A 19,155-nucleotide genomic window follows, 5' to 3' on the forward strand; every position below is an offset into this window, starting at 1 on the left:
TAATGGGCCAGATCAAGCCCGTGGAAGTCTTCTTGATGCTTGGCACCCGGAACAGCAGGAACCGGCAGCAGGACCGCCGAGAGGTAGGTACACAGCAGGGTCTGCTTGGAATCAGCGACGGCGGGTGCGGGAACCCAACTCGCGGCCCGCCCGGCGCTGTGCCCAGGACCGAACCGGCATGATCGCCAAGCTCAACGCTGCGATGACAATCCCAGGGGTGGAGTGCTGTGCTTCGCCTCCACCGGTCAGGGACCGGACGGCGTCGACGGCCACGAACGCGCCCAGGGCGAAGAAGGAGATGGCCGGATCCTGCGGGATAGGACAGCGCGGCGCTCGGCAGAAGGAGCTTGCAGCAGGGCGGTCATGCGAAGCACGTCCCGTCCGGAGCGCAGCAGGCCGGATGGACGGCGAGGACCACGCCAATTAGATCATTGATTGCATGGCCCAACCGGGCATCGGCGAGTTCATACCGCGTACGACGTCCGTCGGGGACGGCATGCCTCGGACGATACATCCGCCGGTGTACAGGCAATCCTGAACTGAGCCCCCAGGGAGCCTTGAACCTATTTCTGACCGCTCAGCAGGGTGCCGTGGATCGCCGTCAAGGGCACAGCCCCGAAGTCCCTGGAGTCGATGGACACACCGCGGTTATCGCCCAGCACAAACACGCTTCCGGCGGGCACCGTCATGGGGCCGAAGTATGTTGCGTCGATGCGGCTGTGATCGATAAAGGGCTCTGGAACGGCCACGTCGTCGACGTACAGTTCCGCGTCCCGGATGGCAACAGTCTGCCCCTCCCCCGCGATGACGCGCTTGATGGCAGTGTGTCCGTCATCGGGACTGGTGAATGCGACCACTACGCCGTTCTTAATCAAGCCTGCCGCCGCGGCCGGCTTGTACAGGAGAACGACGGCGCCCGAGGGAATGGTGGGCTCCATGCTGTCCGACGACACGGTGAAAGGTTCCACGAGCCACGTGCGGACCGCCAGAATGACCAGGAGAGGAATCAGCGCCACCGCAAGGAGCCGATGCCGGCGTCCTCTTATGAACCGCACCTTCGGCCACGGCAGCCGGCGGCTCGGGAGCCGCCGCCGGCCGTGGCGCTTTACTTGTGCCGTGCTCAATCGTCGTTGTCCCATTCAGCTTTGGCCGCTGTCATGGGATCGTTGTTGTCCACGTCGGTCTCCTGGAGGCCCACCCGGAATTGGACCATCATGTCGTGGTCTTCGTGCGGCAGGTTGTGGCAGTGCATCATGTAAACACCCTTGTGGGGGGTGAACTTCATCAGGAGCCTGACAGTCTCGTCTTCACCTATGTACACCACGTCCTTCGGGCCCCGCTCGTAGGGAAAGGGCGCCCTTCCGTTGCGGCTGATGATCTGGAAATCCACCAGGTGGATGTGCAGCGGGTGGAACCAGCCGCCCGACCGGTTCTCGAATTCCCAGATTTCCACCGAGTTGAGCGCGGGATCGGCAACCACTTTCTTGTAACCGCTGGCAATGACGTCCTGCCAACTGTCCTCGTTGATGGTCCAAAGGTTGGTGGTGTCGTTGCGTTTGACCCGGAACCTGCGTGTTTTTACGGATTGCGCTGCGGTCAGCGACATCGTTTCGCTGCCGGTCAGGGTGGTCGGGATCCGGTTCCAGGTGGGGTCGGAGGTGTCCACCGGTTCGTCCGTAACATCGAACGCCATGATCTTATTGGTGAAGTCGTAGTCCACGTTGTTTTTGTTGGACAGGTTCCGGAGTTCAATCCGCTGCCCCGTCCTGTACTTCCGGAAATCGATCAGGACTTCATACCGCTCCGCCCCGGCGTGGCGGTAGTTCGCCACGCTTTGGGCGGTCGGCATCAGGCCGCCGTCTGTGGCCACCACCACCAAGGGATCCCCGGTGCTGAGCGCCGGCCGCAGGGAGCGGGAGATGGAGCAGTTCAGGATCCGGAAGCGGTATACGCGCTTCTGCACCTTCATGACGGGCCAAGGCTTTCCGTTGACCAGGATCACGTCACCCCACAGGCCGGAGTGGCTGTTGTCGTCGTAGCCCAGGGACCCGTTTTCGGCAAACATTGCATCGCTGACGGTCAGCGCAACGTCGTAGCGTCCCTGCGGAAGCAGCTGCCGCTCGATGGGATCGTGCATGTGGTACTGCGCTGCGAGGCCGGAATAGGCGTTCAGGGCGGTGAAGTGGACGCCGTGGTCGTGGTACCACAATGTGCGGGCCGGCTGGAAGTTGGGGAAGCGATAGTCCTTATAGAACCCCGGGTGCGTGATGTCGCTTGCGTAACCGTCATACTGCGGCAGTGACGCGGAACCGTGCAGGTGGGTTGAGGTGGACAGGGCGTGACCGTCCAGGGCGTGCTGCGCCGGGAGCTGGTTGCGGACCCTTAGCACGGCTTTCGTGCCCTGGTCGAGGCTGATGGTGGGCCCGGGGAACAATCCGTTGTAACCGAGAATCGGCGTGGTCAACCGAGGCAGGATGTTGGCGGTAGCGGCCTTTTCCGTCACCCGGTAGTAGTTGACGGGCAAACCGTCCGCCGGATCAATGCCTGTGGAATACGGCTCGAGGATAGGAGCCTGGACGAAAGGTGCCTGGAACGGCCGCGGCATCTCCCGGTCGCTCAGGCGGCTGGCCGACTTGGCCTCCACCGATCCCGTGGGCAACAAGGCGCCACCTGCTCCGAGGACTCCGAGTCCCCCGATCAACAGAACCTGACGGCGTGAAATTGTCATGGTCGGTCTCCTTTGCTGGATGGCTCGACTGTTCCGTACTCAGCTTGCGGATTTCCTGAAAGTATTTCCCCAATGCTTGGAGAAACATTGAAACGGGATCTGTTGCCGGGAATCGGACGGCCACTTCTATCTGCCGCCCCGGTGATGTCCCGCACCGAGGGACAGGCCTGGCCCTCCCGGCAGCTCCAGGGCCAGATCTATCGCGCGGTCCGGCAGTTCAAACACGAGTGTGGCGTTGATGCTTTCCCCCTGGCTCGCCGTCGCAGGGGCTGGAGAAAACCAGACCGGCTTCCAGGTTCCTGAGCCCAAGGACGAGACGGCATACCGGGACGGGTCAAAGGACAGGCCGTCCCGCTCCATCGCAGTCAGCTCCACCAGTATGCGGACACGGTGGAGCTCTTTCCCCGGTGGATCGGCGAGCACCGCGGAAGGTGCGGGCGGCGTCCAGCCGTCCACTTCGAGGGGGATAACCCCGTGGATGCGTGCAAGTCCTCCATCGAGGCTGGCTGACGCACCCAGCATGGCAGGAGGCGTCCGCGGGGCGGCCGTGAGGATGCTGAAAACAAGAGCCCCTGCCAGGGCGAGCAAAACCGCCGGAACAAGAAACTTCGTGCCCTTGAGCAATGCAGTCGATGCCATAGCAGCAGTCTTCCGCTGGTTCCTAGGGAATCCCTAGGGGCAAGCGCATGGCCCCCAGCGGCCGATGCACAGTGCATGTGTGCCCGCCCGGATAGTTCTCCCCCGGACGTGGGAGGCATCAGATCCGTGCAGAATTTGCGGGAACCTTGAGGCACTCTTGACCCTATCTGCCGGGGTCCTTGAGCCAGAGACGTCAAAGTATTCCGTGTAAGGCTTGAAGCGCAACAAAGTTGCAGCTGGCACTGGGACCAGCAATGCCAAAGCCTTTATTGGGGGAAACAGAGTCTCAGGGCTTGGCGGTGTCGAGAAGCCGGCACCGCCAAGCCGAGCCCCTCCCCATGACGTGCACGTTGTTGTACCGGCTGAAGCGCCTGGAGTGTCTACTTTCAAAAAAGTGAGTACCCACTACTCGTGCCCTTCCTCTCCCCACCCCGTAGCGTTCTGAAAAAGTGTCTGCGACGACACTCGCTTCAGTGGTTCGGCTGGCAGGGGGCAGGCTTATGGGGACTAAACCCGGAGTGCGAAAAGCGCACCATCAGACCGGGGCCAATGACGGAGGCGGCGGTACAGCGTGGTTCCGCAAAAAGTCATTGGCCCCCATGACGTCCGCGCCTCCCGGTCATTTTCCGGCCGACAAAAAACAGATTTTCCTGGGCTTCATAGCCCTTGCTGCTGGGGCGGCCCTGCCCGATTCCGGCCCAGTCCTTGACCGCGTGGTAATTTCCATGCCGGAAGGACAGCGATGACGCAGAACGGGGGCCATACCCTGCCACTCCTGGACAGTTCAGTTCTGGACAGGTTGCGTGCCGAGCTGGACGACGACGAAGGCGTCTGGAGTATCTTTGTCCAGGATTTCGTGGCGCACCTGCCCGCCAGGACGGAAAATCTCCGCCTGGCCCTCACCACCGCCGATCTAGTAGGCGCCAGGAACGCAGTCCTCAGCCTCAAGACCTCCAGCCAGATGGTGGGTGCAGAAAACCTGGCGGGCCTTGCGCTTGATGTGGAACATTCCCTGCGTTCGGCCGCCCGCGACGACGACCCCGAGGTTGCCCTGCCCCGGCTCGCGGCAGCCTACCTCCTACGCATCAGGCAATCCGCGGATCAGACTGCCTATCTCCTGGAGAGGCTTCTTCACCAACGACGGGGCGCCGCCTGACTCACCGGTTTACATCATTCCCAACGTGCGGTGGGTTTCGCCCCGCTCTCTTCCGGCGAACTGTACACGCGCGTAATCTTGAGGAATCAGCGGCCTGCTTACTGGGAGCGGCTGGTGAGGGCTCGAGCAGGAGGGCCGGTTGTTCCACCGTCATGTGAACCAGCTATCGACGGTTCGGATGCCATTCTCATTGGAACTACATTGAAATCTTCAACAGATCAGCCCGGCATTCCACCCGTCGGCGGGCCTCAACGAACTTTCGGCGTTGAAGAGGAATTCCTGCTCGTAGATCCCGACACGGGGCAACCCGTGCCGGTGGCGGAACAGGCCATGCGGCACGCTCCAAAGAATCCAAGGACCAGCCAGGGGCCAATCCTGGCTCTGGAGGTCAAACAGGAGCAGCTTGAGGTTGTTGGCCCCGTTTGTTCCACCTACACCTCGGGGGAGGAAGGCATCGCAGTCCTGGACCGAATCCGCGTCTGGTTGCCTGTGCTGCTGGTGCTGAGTGAGAACTCCCCGTTCTGGCAGGGAACCAACAGCGGTTACGCGAGCTTCCGCTACCACGCCTGGAGCCGATGGCCGACGGCGGGACCTTGCGAGCAGTTCGGATCCTTACAGGAATACCTGCGCCTGGCTGGCTGGCTGGCCAGTGAAGCCGGCGTCGAAGGCAACCTCCTGCACCCCCTGCGGCATTCTCCGCGCCCTGCGACAGAAGCGGTGCAGGACCTCCTGGCGCATATCCGGCCAGTCCTCGCCAGTTTCGGGGACGAGGAGCAGGTCCCTTTGGGACTCGCCCACATCCTGGCCTCCGGTAACGGCGCCCACAAACAGCGCGAAGCGATGGTTAAAAGCCGGAGCCTGACGGCAGTGGTGATGGACGCCGTCGAACGCACGCATGCAGCAGCCGCAAGCCCCCGCCGCCGTTTGCGCCACCTCTACGCGACCTGACCAGATGAGTGGAACGTGAAGGCAATGTGTGCTGGGATGAAGGAAAGAAGCAGTTGGTCCACCAAGGGCCAACACGCTGGGAATGGAGCCGGTCATGGACACTGAATTGCCGCTGGCCAACGAGCTGGCCGCGGTCTTTGCGCGGTTTTCCAACGTACTCCTGACCGAGGAGACCGTCTCCAGCGCCCTGAAGCTCATCACCGAGGCCGCAGTCCTGGCGGTGAATGACGCCGCGGGAGCAGGCGTATCCCTGATGGATACCAGCGGCAACCGCAGCAGCGCAGCTTCAACCAGCCCGATTGTGGCACAGGCCGATGCGCTTCAATATGAGCTTGGGCAGGGTCCCTGCATCAGCGCGTGGGCGTCGGGATCCCCGGTGGACATCGCAGACGTGCGTACGGACCTGCGCTGGCCTGAATGGGGCACGGCAGCAGGCGATCTGGGCTTGCGGTCCTGTGTCAGCGTTCCCTTGATTTCTGGGGACCTCGCCTTCGGTGCGATCAAGATCTACTGGGACAAGCCCAAGGCGGCCTCGCACCGCATGATCCGGCTGCTGGAGTTGTTCGCAGCCCAGGCCTCGATCTTCCTTGTTAATGTGCAGGCTCGGGAGCGGGCCCAAATGCTGAGTGATCAGCTCAAGTCGAGTCTGGCGCAACGCGATGCCATCAGCACCGCCAAGGGGATCGTCATGGCGAGCCTGGGCAAGGGCAACCATGACGCCATGCTGCACCTGATGACCACGGCACTGAACGAGAACCGGACCATGCTGGAAGTGGCAGAAGAAATCCTTGAGTCCACGCCGGGACTTGATCCATGACCGGGGGTGAACGATGGCCCTCCCTGGGGACGAGGACGAACAGCGCCAAGGATTCTGGTTAGCATTCGAGGCTGCACCATTTACCCTTGACCAGATTTGGATGAAGTACTTCGCAATTGGCGGAGGAGCCGGCATGACCGAAGTCCATGCCTACGTCCACGGTGCCCTGAGCCTTCCTGCCATTGAGCGCGATATGCTGGCGCACGCGCTGAACGAATCCCTCAACGGCCTTGGCGGCAATGGGCGCCGCGCCGGCTACAGCCAGGCCATCTGTCTCAAGTCAAACGAGGGCGAGAGCTGATTCCAGGGAAACGGCGTACGCTGGGGAAACCAACTTCTCCTAGGCCTGACCCATCGCGGGGGGTCGAAGGGTGTGACCGATGAAAGCGTTAGTCGTAGCCATTGTCGCCGTCGCCATAGTCCTCCTCATCGTGGGCTTGGCCGTCGAAACGCTGGGCTTCCTCCTGGGGGTGGCCCCGGTGCTGTTGATCGTGGCTGTCGTCCTGCTGCTGCTGAGCCGGTTCAGGGGACGCCGCATCCCCCGCTGATCCTGCACTGCTGGACCAGGAGTTTCCGCGCTGGGTTCAGTTCGTGGTCGTCTGGGCAGTGTGAGGCTTCGACGCGGCCCGGTCGAAGTGGGTTTGATCCGCAGAAAGCACGGGTTTGAGTACAAGTACTTACCACCCGCATCCCCCGAAACCACGTGGTCAGCAGCCGCGGAAACGAGTATTCGGTGCTGGCAGACTCGCGCGTAAACTTAGCCATGGACGCGATCCCGGCGGTAATCCTCATTTTGGGTGTGGCTGTCGCGTGGTTGGGCCTGGCGGTATTCCTGCTCCTCAGGTTGCGGCGCCGCAGGAGTGGATCGTCACTGGTCGCTTCGGCTTCCCCTCCGGCTGGCCCCGACAGCACCCACCCTCACAAGCCCTGGCGCCGGCTCCGCCCGGCAACTGGCCAGACCCCCGTGCGGCGGCGCAGGTTGAGCGTCAGGAAGGTCCGCGGGTAAAGCCAACAGCTGCCACAAGACGGCGGCCAGGCGCTAAGTCCGTGCGTCGATGTGGCTCTGGGCGATTGCGGCGAGTGTCCGGAGTACCTGCTGGTCCGATGGCGGGAAGGCTCGGGGTTTCGGGTCGATGATGCACAGGGTTCCGATATTCCAACCGCGGGGCCCGTGCAAGGGATAGCCGGCGTAGAAGCGGATGTGGGGCTCCCCCACCACCAGCGGATTGGACGCGAAACGGTCGTCGGTGAGCGTGTCATTGATGATCAGCATCGAGTTCTGTTCCACCGTTGCCGCGCAGAGTGCGATCTGCCTCGGAGTTTCCTCTCGTAGCGGCCCGAAGACAGATTTGAAGTACTGGGCGTCTTCGGCGATAAGTGACAATGATGCGGCACCCACATCAAAGTACTTCCTGGTGGCAGTCACAAGGCGGTCAAACGCTTCCTCCGCGCCGCTGTGAAGCAGGGCCGTCTCGTGCAGGGATTTCAGGCGTTCACCCTCTGCCTGTTCTGGCGTAAGCAGAAACTTGCCCGCAGCTCCCAGCGCCGACAGCGACTGCTCACGGGGTGTCCCCTGGTCAGCCGCGGACCGCCCGGATCTTTCCACCGTCAGGCCTGGTGAGGGAGCCAGCTGCCGCCCCGGCGAGGGTCCGTTACCGGCACCATGGCGGCGTTGCGGTTCGGGCCGGGCCATGGACCCGTGAAGGTATGCGTCCAGTTCGAACTCGGACAACCGGGATTTGCCCGCATTGGCGGGCAGTAGTTTCCGGGGATCCAAACCGATCGTGGCAGCAAGCTCCAGCCGCCGCTCCACCTCGTCATCCACGCCGTACATCTCCAACCGAGTCGCCAAACCAAGCATTCCGCAACTGCAAACCCCATTCATAAGGTTACTTACTACTTTAGCCCTCTGGCTACCCCTCCGGCCTAATCGGCAAGGGCACCTACTTCGGAAAAACTGACAATTGCGCGATGACCCCTTTGTCAGGGGCTGCGGGATTAGGATTTCTTCCATGAAGATTGCCGTTGCAGGGGGAACCGGTACCGTCGGGCGCCACGTGGTGGAGATAGCGAAAGAGCGCGGGCACAACGTTGTCAGCCTGAGCCGTTCGGAGGGCGTGGACCTGGTAAACGGCCGCGGCCTGGACCAGGCGCTCCAGGGCACGGAGGCAGTCATCGACGTCTCCGGCATCCAGACCACGTCCACTAAGAAGGCAGTTGACTTCTTCACCAACGCCACGCAGAACCTGCTGGCGGCGGAGAAGAAGGCGGGCGTGCGGCATCACGTGGCACTCTCCATCGTTGGAATCGACAAGGCCACCTCGGGCCTCTACGCCGGGAAGCTGGTGCAGGAGGACGAAGTCAGGCACGGCGGCATTCCCTGGTCCCTCCTGCGGTCCACTCAGTTCCACGAGTTTGTCCCGATGGCGGTAAAAGCCGCCTCGGCCGGCCCGCTGGTGCTGGTGCCGAAGATGTTCACCCAGCCGGTCGCCGCCCGGGAGGTGGCAGCTGCCCTGGTCACCGCAGCGGAAGCAGGGCCAAAGGGACGCCTGCCCGATCTCGGTGGCCCCCGCGGCGAGCAGCTGGTGGACCTGGTCAGCGCCTACCTGAAGAAGACGGGCAAGCGGAAACGGATTGTCCAGGTGCCTGTTCCGGGCCCGATGGGTAAAGCGATGCGCAAAGGCAAGCTGATTCCCAAGGCGGGTGCCGCCGTCGGACGCCAGACGTTCCTTGAGTGGCTGGAAACGCAAACGCAACAAAACAGGTAGTCCCCGGCCGCCGCCGTCGGAAATTAGAGTACCGGCTACTGGTGCCCTCCCCTCGGGCCCGCCCGTAGATTCAAGGTGCAGACCGCGGACAATGCTGTGCGGGGGCGGAGCGAACGGGGGGTCACGGTGACGATTCATGTGGCAGGCACCAGCGGCAGGGTGCTGAAGGCCGACGGCGGGAAGCAGGCGATGGCGGGCTCCCCCGCCTTGGAGCCGTGGCCGGAGCCCTCTGGGTTCCTGCTGGATTTGGTGACGGACACACAGACGGACGTGGACTCCCTGCGGAGGCTGGCCGAAACTGCTGCTGTTGCGCTCACCGGCTCGGTGGGGGTTCAGATCGATTGTGCCGCCACGCTCGCCTCTGCACAGCGTGCTCCCCTTCGCGCAGCAAACAACGGCCGGGCCGTTTCCCTCGCCGCAGCGGAACAGGATTTCGACGACGGCCCGCGGGCCCAGGTGGTCGATTCAGGGATTCCCGTGGTGGTGGCGGCCGACGGCGGCACTCCCCTGCGGTGGCAGGCTTACCGGTGCCGGTTCCTCGACGCCGGCTACGGCGAAGTCCTCGCCGTTCCGGTCCGGCTGGAGGCCGGCATATCCTGCGTCCTGGCCTTCTTCGCCCCGCCTGGCGTTTCGTTCGCACCGGAGGTGGTGGGGTATGCCACCTGGTTCGCCGGCGTGGCGGGAAAGAGCCTGAAGCTGGCCCTTGACGTGCGGAGCGTGCGGGCAGCCGGGGACAACCTGAAAGCCGTCCTGGAAAGCCGCACCTCCATCGACGTGGCGTGCGGCGTGATCATGGGCCGGAACCGCTGTTCCTATCCGGACGCCTTCAGCATGCTTGCCTCTGCGTCCACCCGGCGAAGCATGCAGGTACGGGACGTGGCCGAGGGCATCCTCAAGAACATGCCGCGCGGCGCACCCGCCACCCGGTTCGTGGACTGAACCGGAAGCTTGGCGGCAAGCAGTATCAGAGCGGAACAGCCCTGCCCCGAGGCAGATGGGGCGCAGCGTGAGCGGACGCTCAGGACTGGCCGACGATGTCCCGCGGCTGCCTGGCTGTATCCAAGTGTGTCTGGAGAGCGTGGGAAGTCTGACTGGCCCGTTGCTTGATCCGGTACAAGTAGTCCACCGCGAGCCGGGGCAGGGCGACGGCTGGATCAGCGATCCGGATACCTTCCCGCTGGGCTGCCTCAAGGTCGAGGGCGAGGGCCGCGAGGCGTTCGGCGCCCACCATCTGGCTCGCGGTCTTGAGGCTGAGGACCGCATCCCTGGCCTCAGCAGCATCCCCGGTAGTCAACGCCACCCGCAGCTTTTCTATCCTCGAAGGCAGGGCGGTGATGAAGTTTTGGACAAATACCCGCCAGACCTCGTACTCATGAAGGTCCTCGCGCAACTTCTCCAGCACAACATGGTCTATGAGCGGATGGGTGGATCCTCCGGCGCTTATCAAGGGGGACGTGCCGCCGGGCTGGGGGCAATTCACCTTGTGCAGTGGAGTGGTGGTGATGGTCATGCCTGGACTGTACGGAGTGGATATTGGGGGAACCCTGCGGCCGCACCTTGTGGTTTCCTAGCTCGTCCAAGGTCTCTTGTTTAGCCCTGAAGCCGGGGTCCCTGATATTCTGGCTGCTCGCTTGTTGTCCTGTGCAGGGCATCAAGCCTGGCTGCTGTAGCCCAACGGCGGGCCGCTGCACCCTGCTGTGAAGTGCCGCCATGGCGCAATCACAGTTTGATCAGTTCCTCACGGAAGCCACCTAGCGGGACCCCGGGTCCGGCTCGATCCTCAGCCGGGATGCCTTTTACGGCCTGTGCACCAGCTGGTGCACCGTGTCCCGGGAAACACGGACCACAGCGCAGTTCTGACCCTTGCTCCCACCCGAAAAAGATAGACCGAAGGAAACCAGAGCATGACCATCACCAGCAACACCACAGCGTCCAATGACGGACATTCCCGCTCGCTGGGCATCGAGGACCTCGACCTCACGCCCGCCGGCCTGGCAGACGCCCCTGCAAGCGAACAAGACCGTGAAAGCATCGTGCACACCGGCAACAGCTGACATCCGCAGGACCTTGGAAGGACAAGGGAAAGCCCCTCCTAGGAGGGGCTTTCAACGTAGTGGTCACTTGTCTTCTGGTATCGGTCAGCGGTGATGCACTCCCCCTTCCCGGACGCCCCCTAGCGCCCATCCGGACTATGACAAGTACTGACTTTAGTAAGCCGAACGCGGGTAGTAAAGGGTTTTAACGCGGAAAAATACCTGATGGAACCGCAGTTAAAATGTGGACAGCCACACATCCCGGCACATCTACTTCCGGTAAACCGCCAAGCCCGTATTATTCATTCATGTGGACAAAACAGCACCAGGCTTTTTGCAGCAAGTGCGGCAGGGAGACCAAGCACGTCACGCACTACCAAAAGGACGACGTCGGCGGCTCCCTGGTTGCTGATGTCCAGTGTGCTGAGCACAGGGAATCGTCCGCGTACAGCAACCAGAGGATGGCAGCAGCGCCTGAGCCGGCCGCCTGACCCTAGTGGGCCCAGCGGTCCCTCTGGGGCTCAGTTCATGCATTGCCTATGCCGGTACCGAGCGCCAGCCCAAACCCGCTCCAGGCTAAGCCAAAGAGCATGCATGTTGCGGCCCAGAAAGACAGTGGCAGCAGTTTGCAGTGCGTACATCAAAGGCCGCAACAGCAGGGTCATCACCCCTATTCCGCCCAGCAGCATTAGCCCCGCTGCCACCATGGCTCACTGGCCATGGGCATTACGGACGACGCCGGCATTCGGTGCTGCCGCCGTCGGATCCCGACCATGCATGGCCGGCACAAGACCCCGTGGCCCACATTCAGGGGACCAGGCGGGCCTAGCGTGTCAGGGCGAAGGCGGCCACAGCCAAGACAATCAACAGGACGGTGCCAAGGATGGCGAGCTGCTTGCCGCCCCCTTGTGCTGGCCCTGGCCCTCTTCTGCGCCCGTGCTTGCGGATTACGTCTGCCATGCGCCGACTCTACGCATTCCCCCATGCCGGCGCCCGCGTATCGCCTACTCGTTTTACTAAACCCGAACCACGTAGTGGCCTCAGCACGACCCCAATATATTGACTTTCGATAGAAACCCATTGATTCTTGAGGCATGAGTATTGTGAGTCGATTGGTCCTCCCGCTTAGGGTCCTGCTGGTGTTGGTGTTCCTTGGGCTGTTGGTGGCCCAGGTCATGTCGTTCCCTGGCGAATTCCTCTTTACAACAGAGGAGGGGCCGGGAATGGATCCCTGGCGATGGCCGCTGCTGTTGTTCGCCGAATTGGAGGCGCTGTGCCTGCAGGTTGTCATCGTATGCATCTGGCGGCTGCTGACCCTGGTCCAGCGCGACCGGATCTTCACCCCGGCCTCCCTGCGGTGGGTGGACGTGATCATGTGGACGTTCGTCGCGGCATGGCTGCTGCTGGCGGCACTGGCCGGCTCCCTCATCGCGTACATCTACTTCACACCCGAATTGCGTGACCCCGGGACACCTGCCATGTTGGTCGGCATCACGCTGATCTTTGCGGTGCTGGTCCTGCTGATTGTGGTCATGCGGGACCTGCTGCGGCAGGCCACGGCACTGCGGACTGACATGGAAGGGGTGATCTGATGGCGATCGTGGTGCGCATCGACGTCGAACTGGCCAAGCGCAAGATGAGCGTGGGCGAGTTCGCTGAGCGCGTCGGGATCACCCCGGCCAACGTGGCGGTGCTGAAGAACGGCCGTGCCAAGGCGATCCGTTTCAGCACCCTGGACGCGATGTGCCGGGTCCTGGAGTGCCAGGCGGGCGACCTGCTCGAGTGGGTAGCCGACGATGGTGCCGGCGACGGGACGGAAAAGCGGTGAGGTGGCTGGCCTCACTCCTCGCCGTGGCGCTGGGCGTCGCCGTCTTCGTGCTCGGCGGGGCTGATGACTCTCCTGGTCTGCAGGGTATCGGGGCGGTGATCGTAGCCGGCGCGGCCGTCCTCCTCGTCCGGGCCGTGCGCCGGGATCGCCACCGGCTCTGACCAGCAGCAGGGGGCTGTGGGAGCGGCTGTCCTCGAAGGCCTGTAAAAGCCATAGCCGGCCGGAAGTCTGCGGGTATCCGCAGACTTCCAGCATTTGCCTTTCTTCCCTTGTCCACGTTCGTAGGATTTAGCCATGCGCCGGTTCTGGAACGTACAGGTGGTTGGCTCCCCTTCGGTGATGGAGTAGTGGTAATGGTTCTCAGGGAAACTGAAATCCGGGCGCTCAGGGCTGTGGTAGACCGGCTGGCCCGGCGCTTCCCTGATCAGCCAACCTCCGTCATCGAGGACGTAGTTGCCTACGAACACAACCTTTTTGCTGAGTCCCGGGTTCGGGACTACATCCCCATCCTCGTTGAACGAGCCGCAAAGCTCAGGCTTGCTTCGCCGGCAGTCCTGAGCCCGCAGGTGGGTGCAGCGAATGCTCCCGGCGGGTCTCCTGTCAACGCTTGATGAGGGTTTCAATCAGCCACGGCACTACCCGTCGAACCGCGCACTGCTACTGCCCTCCGGCACCACAACGTGCACCACGTTGCGCTCGATTGTGAAATCGGTGGGCGTGGCAGTGACGATCTCGCCGTCGAGGTTTACCGGCATGGGCGGCTCGGTAATCAGCCGGACACGCCTGCTGGTTAAGTGATGAACCCCGTCGCGTTCCACGAAGCTGCCGTCCTTCAGTAGCCGCGCGATCCTCACGTGCTCCCGCAGCGGCGCCCCGGGGATGGCGTAGATATCAAGGGTGTGGTCATCAATCCCCGCCGTCGGCGAGACCGTGTTACCGCCGCCGTAGTGCCGGCCGTTGCCCACTGCCACCTGCAGCATGTTTTCGAGTTCCAGCGCTTCATGGTCCCCCTCGGGGAACTCGAGACGGGCCCGGAACGGCCTGTGCCGGGCATAGGCGCGCACGGCGGCAACGCCAAAGCCAGCGGCCCGAGATACCGCTTCAGGCGGGGGCTGAGGGTCTCGGTGACACCGACCGACAGGCCAACCGACGCAACGTTCAGGAAGGGCTGGCCGTTCGCCCGCCCCAGGTCGATGTCCACCACCTTTCCGTCCGCGAGGACAGCGCAGGCCCCGGCAAGGTCGTTCGGTATCTCGAGCGTGCGGGCAAGGTCGTTGGCGGTTCCCAGCGGAAGGACGCCGAGCACGATTCCGGTCCCTGCAAGCCGGCCGGCGGCGTAGGACACCGTCCCGTCACCGCCGCCAACAACCACCAGGTCGTGCCCGTCGGCCATCACCCTGTCCAGGGTTCCGGCCAGCTCTGCGCCGGACAGCACAGGGTGCACGGATGTGACGGGCAGGCCCGCCCTTCGCAGCCTGTCCACCGCCAGCTCCGGCGCCGCTCCCAGGCGGGCGCCGGCGTTTATCACCACGGCAGCGGAGTACGCCTCTCGGGCAACCTTCATGGGGAACATCCTAGGGTGGGTGGGCCGGGAAATCCCTGAGCCACCAGGCGGAAGGTTCGCACCGGGCAACGGGAGGCTTACGACGGCGGCACGCGGCCGCCGTCGTACGCGTCAGTATGCCTGGTGCTCCCGGCGGGTCTCCTGCAGCCGCTTGATGAACCAGCGCGACTGCTCCGGCCCGTAGGGCAGGACGGGAATCGCCTTGGTCGCGTCGGAGGGGGCTTCGCGGATGGAACGCTGGGCCTGGCGTACCGCCGTCGTCATGGTGTCCGCCATGGTCTTCACGAACTGGTCGCTGCACGGTTTGCCGTGCCCGGGGATCAGGAACTCGTAGCGGTGGCGCAGCGCTGAGATGTGCCGGAGCGCGTCCGCCCATTCCTCCGGGTAGGAGTCCTCGAAGGACGGGTGGGCGCCCTGCTCCACGAGGTCGCCGACATACAGGGTGGTGGGCGTGCCCACCAGCAGGTCGCCGTCGGTATGGCCCCGGCCCAGGTGGAACAGGGTGGCGGTCAACTCGCCCAGGTCCACCAGCACCGGCTGGTCCTTCACGATGGCATTGGGCACCACGAGCTCCACGTCCTGGCCCTCGCCGGCTGACATCTCCGGTTCCAGCGTCCCCACGAAGCGGCGCTGGAGGTCCCCGCGTTCATCAATCTCCCCGGCGCAGTTCTGGTGCGCCCAGAATTCGGTGACGCCCTCTGCCGCGAACACGGCGTTTCCGAAAAAGTGGTCGTAATGGGCGTGGGTGTTGACGACGACGAGCGGCAACTGGGTCTTCTCCCGCACCGCATCCAGGATCTCCCGCCCCTGCCGGGGACCGCAGCCGGTATCGATCACCATCGCCCGCTCGGATCCGACAATCAGTCCGGTGTTCAGCAGCGATCCTTCGGTGACCAGCACATAGTTGTCCGCGCCGACTTCGAGCCATTCCGACATTGTTTCTCCGTACCTCCGGCAAAGCAGTGTTCGTTCGTCCAGGCGTCGATTGTACCCACTGGCCCTTGGAGTTTCCGGGAGGCTGTGCGGGTACAGGTGGCGCATGCTGCTGCTGGGCCAGGTAGGGTAGCCTCCGCCCGGCCGAAGCGGAGGAAAATTGCTGCGCCTCCCGAAACTTGGCTAGTTCCTCGCCCAAATCGCTACCCAGTCAACGTAAACATGGCCGCTGGTCTCGGGTGCCGGGCAGCCGGTCAGGCACGACTCGGTCTGCAGGATGTAGCGCATCGGCTTGTTCGGGACCATTGACTTTGCAACGCCGATGGACTTGCCATCAAGGAAGAATTCGATGCGCCCCGGGCTCCACTCGGTGGTTGCCACATGCCAGTCCGTGAAGGGAACGTTGGGACGAAACACATCGAATTGGTGGCTGCCGTCCCGGATGCCGTGCAGGGCGGCGTAGATGACTGTGGAGAGGTCCCCTTCCGGGAAATCGATCTCGCCGTCCTGCGGCCACTGCTTGCTAACGGGCCAGAGCAGCCAGGCTACCTTGTAACCCGGGAGGGCGTCGGCTTTGAAGCGCACGGAGTAGCGCCCGTAAAGCTGGCTGTTGTAGGGCGGCACGGTGGCCCCTGCGAATCTCGGGGAGGGTGCCGCACCCATGGAGACACCGTTTTCCGAGTGCAGGAACATGTCCAGGACACCGTTGTGGACACTCAGGACCTTTGACGGGTAGTAGCCGGACGTTCTCTGGTTCTTTTCCTGCCCCTGGGCATGGGTGTCCGGCGTGCCGTCCTTGTAGGTCTCGTGCCATCTCGAACCGTAGATGCCGGGAAAACCGCCAAGGGGCACGTCCCCGTCCGTGAAGTCCTCCACAAAGACCTGCCTCCAGCCGGGCAGGTCGCCCACCGGCAGGGATTGGTCGAAGGACGCAGACATGGGTTTCGGAGCCGGATCAGAGCCGCCGTCCTTGGTCGGCTCCGGGGAGGCGGTTTCGGCAGTAGCTTCCGGAGGCCTGGCCTCGGCACTCGGCTGCAGAGAACTTGGATCAGAAGTTGGCTCCGGTGAAGGGGTATCCGTAGTGGGCTGCGCAGAGCGAGTTACCTGGGTCACTGGCTCTCCTCCTCCGCCTCCTCCTCCGCCCTCAGCAGCTTGGGTCCGCGGGGAAGTTGCAGCGACGCTGAGCGTACTAATGGCGACCGCCAGGGAAACGACCATCAGGACGGCGCCGCCGGTCCCCGCACGCTTCTTGATCGCTTCGGAGCGTGACGTTTCCTCCTCAGGGACAAGATGCGACGTCTTGCCGTGTCCGCCCATCCAGGGAAAGAGGGAGTCGCGAGGGCTGTTTGCCATGGTGTCCTCCCATCGTGGTGCGTGGGGGACTCTGGGCAAGAACGGAGCGCCCGGCCTCATCCCCGTCTGTTCAGCCTAGGAGGGGCGCCGCAGCAGGTCACGAGTACTGAGTACTCATATTGAGATTCAACTCCCACCCGGGTACTTGTTTTTTCCGGAGGGTCGACCGTGACGGTGCTGACGCCGCGTCAAGGAAGCAAGGCTGCCGCCTCAGCAAGAGACCGGCGCAACCACAGGGCGTAGTTGGTGGAGATGTGCTGAGCATCCGCATGGGTTGCAAATCCCGATACAACCGCGGGACAGAGATACTGCGCGCACAACCAGGGAACAACGTCCACGTATACCGCGCCACCGGCCTCGGCGACGCGCTTCTCCATCTCATTGTGTTCGGTGTCCACCGCGTAACTCCGCGGAGTGTGGCAGCGACGGACGTCGTCGGAATTTGATGTGACGCAGTCCTGGGGATTCTTTTCCGAGTACGCGATGTCCCCGATTACCACCACACGATCACTTATCGCGCTCAACGACTTGATGGTCGAGGCGAGGCCCTGCGCCCAGGCTGCTTGCGTGTTTTCTTTGTCAGGGCGCCCATCCTTCTCAAGCCAGGTACCTTGACGCTGACCCGAGATGAGGACGACGCTCGGGTTAAGTGCCGCAATCTTCGCCAGCGAGTCGGCACGGAATGCCTTGCACTCGGGATAATCACCCTTGCGCTTCGCGTTGTAGACCGAAAAGTCGGCTGGCGGACACGAGAACATCGTAAAGACTTCGAAGCGCCGCCCAAGTTCAGTGGCTGTCACGCCGAGCGGACTTTCCCACATCTGTGCGTGCGAATCGCCATAGACCACCACTGTCTCTCCACCGTTGGCGTCACCGTAACTGCATGGGACTTTCCCTGTTGGGGCATCAAGGCCCCTGACGCAGGCATGTCGGTTGAAAAGGAACCTCCCAACAGGCGGCTCCGGCGTCCACCCTGCAGCGTTCACGCCGTCAGCCACGGCCTTTGCCACTTCGTCAGCCGTCGGCAGGTCACTGCCGCGGGCAACTGGAAAATCGTCGAAGTTGTCTGTGGGGGAAGGCTTGGGCAGGACCGACACCAAAAGGCTGGTGAGGCCCAGTGACAGCGCCACCAGTGCGGCGCCGAAAGCCACGCTGACTGACGGCCGGCGGGCCTTGAGCCAACTGGAGTTCCGTGCGGGAAATTCCACATATTTGAAGGTAACGACGGACAAGGCCAGCGCCACACCGACCAAGGCGAGCCTGGTGGTCATCGTCAGTTCAGTCCCGAGCGATGCCGCGGCGAGGATCAGCACCGGCCAGTGCCACAGGTACAGGGAATAAGAGAGCTTGCCAAGCCACTGCAGAGGTCCCCACTGCAGGAGCACTTCGGCTCCTCGCTTGGGTGCGATTGTCCCGCCGATTATCACAAGAACCGTTCCGCCAACCGGAAGAATGGCCGCGGACCCCGGGTACCTCGTGAACTCGTCCAGCGTAAGCGCTGCTGCCGCAATCGCGATGAGTCCAGACACACTCGCAGGGGCAGCAACGACAACCGGCAGCCGCATGATGGCCGGCGTAAGCACGGCAAGAATCGCGCCAGCCGCAAGTTCCCAGGCCCTCGTCAGGGGAGAGAAGTAGGCCGCACTCGCGTTCTCCGTCGTCGCGTACACCGACCACGCAAGGGACACGGCAACAGTGACCGTGAGGAGAAACGCCAGTGAGGTGCGTAGCGGAACCCTGCGTCCGATCGCAGCGACCGCAATCATTGCAGCTGGCCAAAACAGGTAGAACTGCTCCTCAATGGCCAGTGACCAATAGTGCTGTAGCGGGGATGGTGGAAGGTAACTGGCCCAGTAGTCCGTCCCCTGCGAGATTTCGCGAAAATTGCTGGCGAAAAGCGCTGCCCATAGCCCGTCTTCGGCGGTTCGGGCAGCACGCGTACCGCCGATCAGCGCGAAGGATGCGACAACTGTGACGGCGAGGACAAGAGTGGCGGCAGGCAGGATGCGCCGAGCCCGCCGGGCGTAAAACCCCAAGAGGGAGATCCGCCCGCCCCGCTCAGCGCCTTTGAGCAGGAGGCCGGTGATGAGGAAGCCGGAGACCACGAAGAAGACGTCGACACCGATGTAGCCTCCCTGCAGCCCCGGCACGCCTGCGTGGTCCAGCACCACCAGTAAAACGGCGATCGCGCGAAGACCCTCTATGTCCGGACGGAACGTGCGTGGAACGGATGAAAGACGATGGGCTCCCTTCGGGGCATGCTCACTCGCCTGTAATTGGCGTCCGCGTTTACGCGCGTCAACGTGGTTTCCCATGGCGCAATCCACTGGCCAGTTTCATCATGATCGCCCCTTTGCCCGACGTCTCTTACCGGCTCGTGCGGCCGAC

At 63.2% G+C, this 19,155-nt stretch carries 22 protein-coding genes and 3 pseudogenes; 13 read left to right on the forward strand and 12 right to left on the reverse strand.

Features of this window, described 5'->3' with window-relative positions:
* Window positions 1-65: 65 nt before the first annotated feature.
* The 5 genes and pseudogenes from AC5RUQ_RS08960 to AC5RUQ_RS08980 all read right to left on the reverse strand — a co-directional run.
* A pseudogene (locus AC5RUQ_RS08960) lies at window positions 66-341 on the reverse strand (cation efflux transmembrane domain-containing protein); the annotation flags it as partial.
* 20 nt (window positions 342-361) lie between these two features.
* Window positions 362-496: pseudogene (locus AC5RUQ_RS08965) on the reverse strand (transcriptional regulator); the annotation flags it as partial.
* Between the two features lie 67 nt (window positions 497-563).
* A complete protein-coding gene (gene lepB / locus AC5RUQ_RS08970; protein WP_493946939.1) occupies window positions 564-1,016 on the reverse strand; it encodes a signal peptidase I in 453 nt (150 codons plus the stop codon).
* 104 nt (window positions 1,017-1,120) lie between these two features.
* On the reverse strand, window positions 1,121-2,728 hold the full coding sequence (locus tag AC5RUQ_RS08975; protein ID WP_493946941.1) for a multicopper oxidase family protein: 1,608 nt from the start codon (window positions 2,726-2,728) through the stop codon (window positions 1,121-1,123).
* 126 nt (window positions 2,729-2,854) lie between these two features.
* A complete protein-coding gene (locus tag AC5RUQ_RS08980) occupies window positions 2,855-3,367 on the reverse strand; it encodes a hypothetical protein (RefSeq protein ID WP_493946942.1) in 513 nt (170 codons plus the stop codon).
* 742 nt (window positions 3,368-4,109) lie between these two features.
* Here AC5RUQ_RS08980 and AC5RUQ_RS08985 point away from each other — a divergent pair.
* From AC5RUQ_RS08985 to AC5RUQ_RS09005, 5 genes are all read left to right on the forward strand, one after another.
* Window positions 4,110-4,523: an Hpt domain-containing protein gene (locus AC5RUQ_RS08985; RefSeq protein ID WP_493946943.1), complete on the forward strand. Its 414-nt coding sequence runs from the start codon at window positions 4,110-4,112 to the stop codon at window positions 4,521-4,523.
* A 201-nt stretch (window positions 4,524-4,724) separates the two neighbouring features.
* Window positions 4,725-5,471, forward strand: coding sequence for a glutamate-cysteine ligase family protein (locus AC5RUQ_RS08990; RefSeq protein ID WP_493946944.1), 747 nt, complete (start codon window positions 4,725-4,727; stop codon window positions 5,469-5,471).
* 94 nt (window positions 5,472-5,565) lie between these two features.
* On the forward strand, window positions 5,566-6,288 hold the full coding sequence (locus AC5RUQ_RS08995) for a GAF domain-containing protein (RefSeq protein WP_493946945.1): 723 nt from the start codon (window positions 5,566-5,568) through the stop codon (window positions 6,286-6,288).
* A 133-nt stretch (window positions 6,289-6,421) separates the two neighbouring features.
* Entirely contained in the window at window positions 6,422-6,589 is a 168-nt protein-coding gene (locus AC5RUQ_RS09000) for a hypothetical protein (protein WP_493946946.1), read from the forward strand.
* Window positions 6,590-6,668: 79 nt separating this feature from the next.
* On the forward strand, window positions 6,669-6,836 hold the full coding sequence (locus tag AC5RUQ_RS09005; RefSeq protein ID WP_256248112.1) for a hypothetical protein: 168 nt from the start codon (window positions 6,669-6,671) through the stop codon (window positions 6,834-6,836).
* 491 nt (window positions 6,837-7,327) lie between these two features.
* Here AC5RUQ_RS09005 and AC5RUQ_RS09010 read toward each other — a convergent pair whose 3' ends face one another.
* Complete coding sequence (locus AC5RUQ_RS09010) at window positions 7,328-8,140, reverse strand: GAF domain-containing protein (RefSeq protein ID WP_493946947.1); 813 nt, start codon at window positions 8,138-8,140, stop codon at window positions 7,328-7,330.
* Between the two features lie 160 nt (window positions 8,141-8,300).
* Here AC5RUQ_RS09010 and AC5RUQ_RS09015 point away from each other — a divergent pair, with 160 nt between their 5' ends.
* Entirely contained in the window at window positions 8,301-9,056 is a 756-nt protein-coding gene (locus AC5RUQ_RS09015) for an SDR family oxidoreductase (RefSeq protein WP_493946948.1), read from the forward strand.
* A gap of 126 nt (window positions 9,057-9,182) precedes the next feature.
* Window positions 9,183-9,995 (forward strand): ANTAR domain-containing protein, encoded by an 813-nt coding sequence (locus AC5RUQ_RS09020; RefSeq protein WP_493946949.1) that lies wholly within the window; start codon window positions 9,183-9,185, stop codon window positions 9,993-9,995.
* A 79-nt stretch (window positions 9,996-10,074) separates the two neighbouring features.
* Here AC5RUQ_RS09020 and AC5RUQ_RS09025 read toward each other — a convergent pair whose 3' ends face one another.
* Window positions 10,075-10,566 (reverse strand): Hpt domain-containing protein, encoded by a 492-nt coding sequence (locus tag AC5RUQ_RS09025; protein WP_493946950.1) that lies wholly within the window; start codon window positions 10,564-10,566, stop codon window positions 10,075-10,077.
* Between the two features lie 394 nt (window positions 10,567-10,960).
* Between AC5RUQ_RS09025 and AC5RUQ_RS09030 the strand changes: the two genes are divergently transcribed.
* The gene (locus AC5RUQ_RS09030) at window positions 10,961-11,110 is read left to right on the forward strand and encodes a hypothetical protein (RefSeq protein ID WP_493946951.1); all 150 of its coding nucleotides are present in this window, start codon (window positions 10,961-10,963) and stop codon (window positions 11,108-11,110) included.
* Window positions 11,111-11,397: 287 nt separating this feature from the next.
* Window positions 11,398-11,580 carry a hypothetical protein gene (locus AC5RUQ_RS09035; protein ID WP_493946953.1) on the forward strand — a complete coding sequence of 61 codons (183 nt, stop codon included), beginning with the start codon at window positions 11,398-11,400 and terminating at the stop codon, window positions 11,578-11,580.
* Between the two features lie 334 nt (window positions 11,581-11,914).
* Here the strand turns inward: AC5RUQ_RS09035 and AC5RUQ_RS09040 are convergent, their stop codons facing one another.
* Window positions 11,915-12,049 carry a hypothetical protein gene (locus tag AC5RUQ_RS09040; protein WP_493946954.1) on the reverse strand — a complete coding sequence of 45 codons (135 nt, stop codon included), beginning with the start codon at window positions 12,047-12,049 and terminating at the stop codon, window positions 11,915-11,917.
* Window positions 12,050-12,183: 134 nt separating this feature from the next.
* Between AC5RUQ_RS09040 and AC5RUQ_RS09045 the strand changes: the two genes are divergently transcribed.
* The 4 genes from AC5RUQ_RS09045 to AC5RUQ_RS09060 all read left to right on the forward strand — a co-directional run bounded on the left by AC5RUQ_RS09045 (window position 12,184) and on the right by AC5RUQ_RS09060 (window position 13,528).
* Window positions 12,184-12,681 carry a DUF2975 domain-containing protein gene (locus AC5RUQ_RS09045; RefSeq protein WP_493946955.1) on the forward strand — a complete coding sequence of 166 codons (498 nt, stop codon included), beginning with the start codon at window positions 12,184-12,186 and terminating at the stop codon, window positions 12,679-12,681.
* Window positions 12,681-12,917, forward strand: a complete 237-nt coding sequence (locus tag AC5RUQ_RS09050) for a helix-turn-helix domain-containing protein (RefSeq protein ID WP_493946956.1) — start codon at window positions 12,681-12,683, stop codon at window positions 12,915-12,917. Before AC5RUQ_RS09045 ends, AC5RUQ_RS09050 begins: the two co-directional genes overlap by 1 nt.
* Window positions 12,914-13,078 (forward strand): hypothetical protein, encoded by a 165-nt coding sequence (locus AC5RUQ_RS09055; RefSeq protein WP_493946957.1) that lies wholly within the window; start codon window positions 12,914-12,916, stop codon window positions 13,076-13,078. The genes AC5RUQ_RS09050 and AC5RUQ_RS09055 overlap by 4 nt, the downstream gene beginning before the upstream one ends.
* 192 nt (window positions 13,079-13,270) lie before the next feature.
* Window positions 13,271-13,528: a three-helix bundle dimerization domain-containing protein gene (locus AC5RUQ_RS09060; RefSeq protein WP_493946958.1), complete on the forward strand. Its 258-nt coding sequence runs from the start codon at window positions 13,271-13,273 to the stop codon at window positions 13,526-13,528.
* A 24-nt stretch (window positions 13,529-13,552) separates the two neighbouring features.
* On the opposite strand, the pseudogene AC5RUQ_RS09065 reads toward AC5RUQ_RS09060, so the two are convergent.
* From AC5RUQ_RS09065 to AC5RUQ_RS09080, 4 genes and pseudogenes are all read right to left on the reverse strand, one after another.
* A pseudogene (locus AC5RUQ_RS09065) lies at window positions 13,553-14,481 on the reverse strand (lipid kinase).
* Between the two features lie 111 nt (window positions 14,482-14,592).
* The gene (locus AC5RUQ_RS09070) at window positions 14,593-15,417 is read right to left on the reverse strand and encodes an MBL fold metallo-hydrolase (protein WP_493946959.1); all 825 of its coding nucleotides are present in this window, start codon (window positions 15,415-15,417) and stop codon (window positions 14,593-14,595) included.
* Window positions 15,418-15,597: 180 nt separating this feature from the next.
* On the reverse strand, window positions 15,598-16,767 hold the full coding sequence (locus tag AC5RUQ_RS09075; RefSeq protein ID WP_493946960.1) for a glycoside hydrolase family 16 protein: 1,170 nt from the start codon (window positions 16,765-16,767) through the stop codon (window positions 15,598-15,600).
* Window positions 16,768-16,955: 188 nt separating this feature from the next.
* Window positions 16,956-19,082, reverse strand: a complete 2,127-nt coding sequence (locus tag AC5RUQ_RS09080; RefSeq protein ID WP_493946962.1) for an acyltransferase family protein — start codon at window positions 19,080-19,082, stop codon at window positions 16,956-16,958.
* Window positions 19,083-19,155 lie beyond the last annotated feature (73 nt).

Source organism: Arthrobacter sp. MDT2-3, from assembly GCF_059090465.1.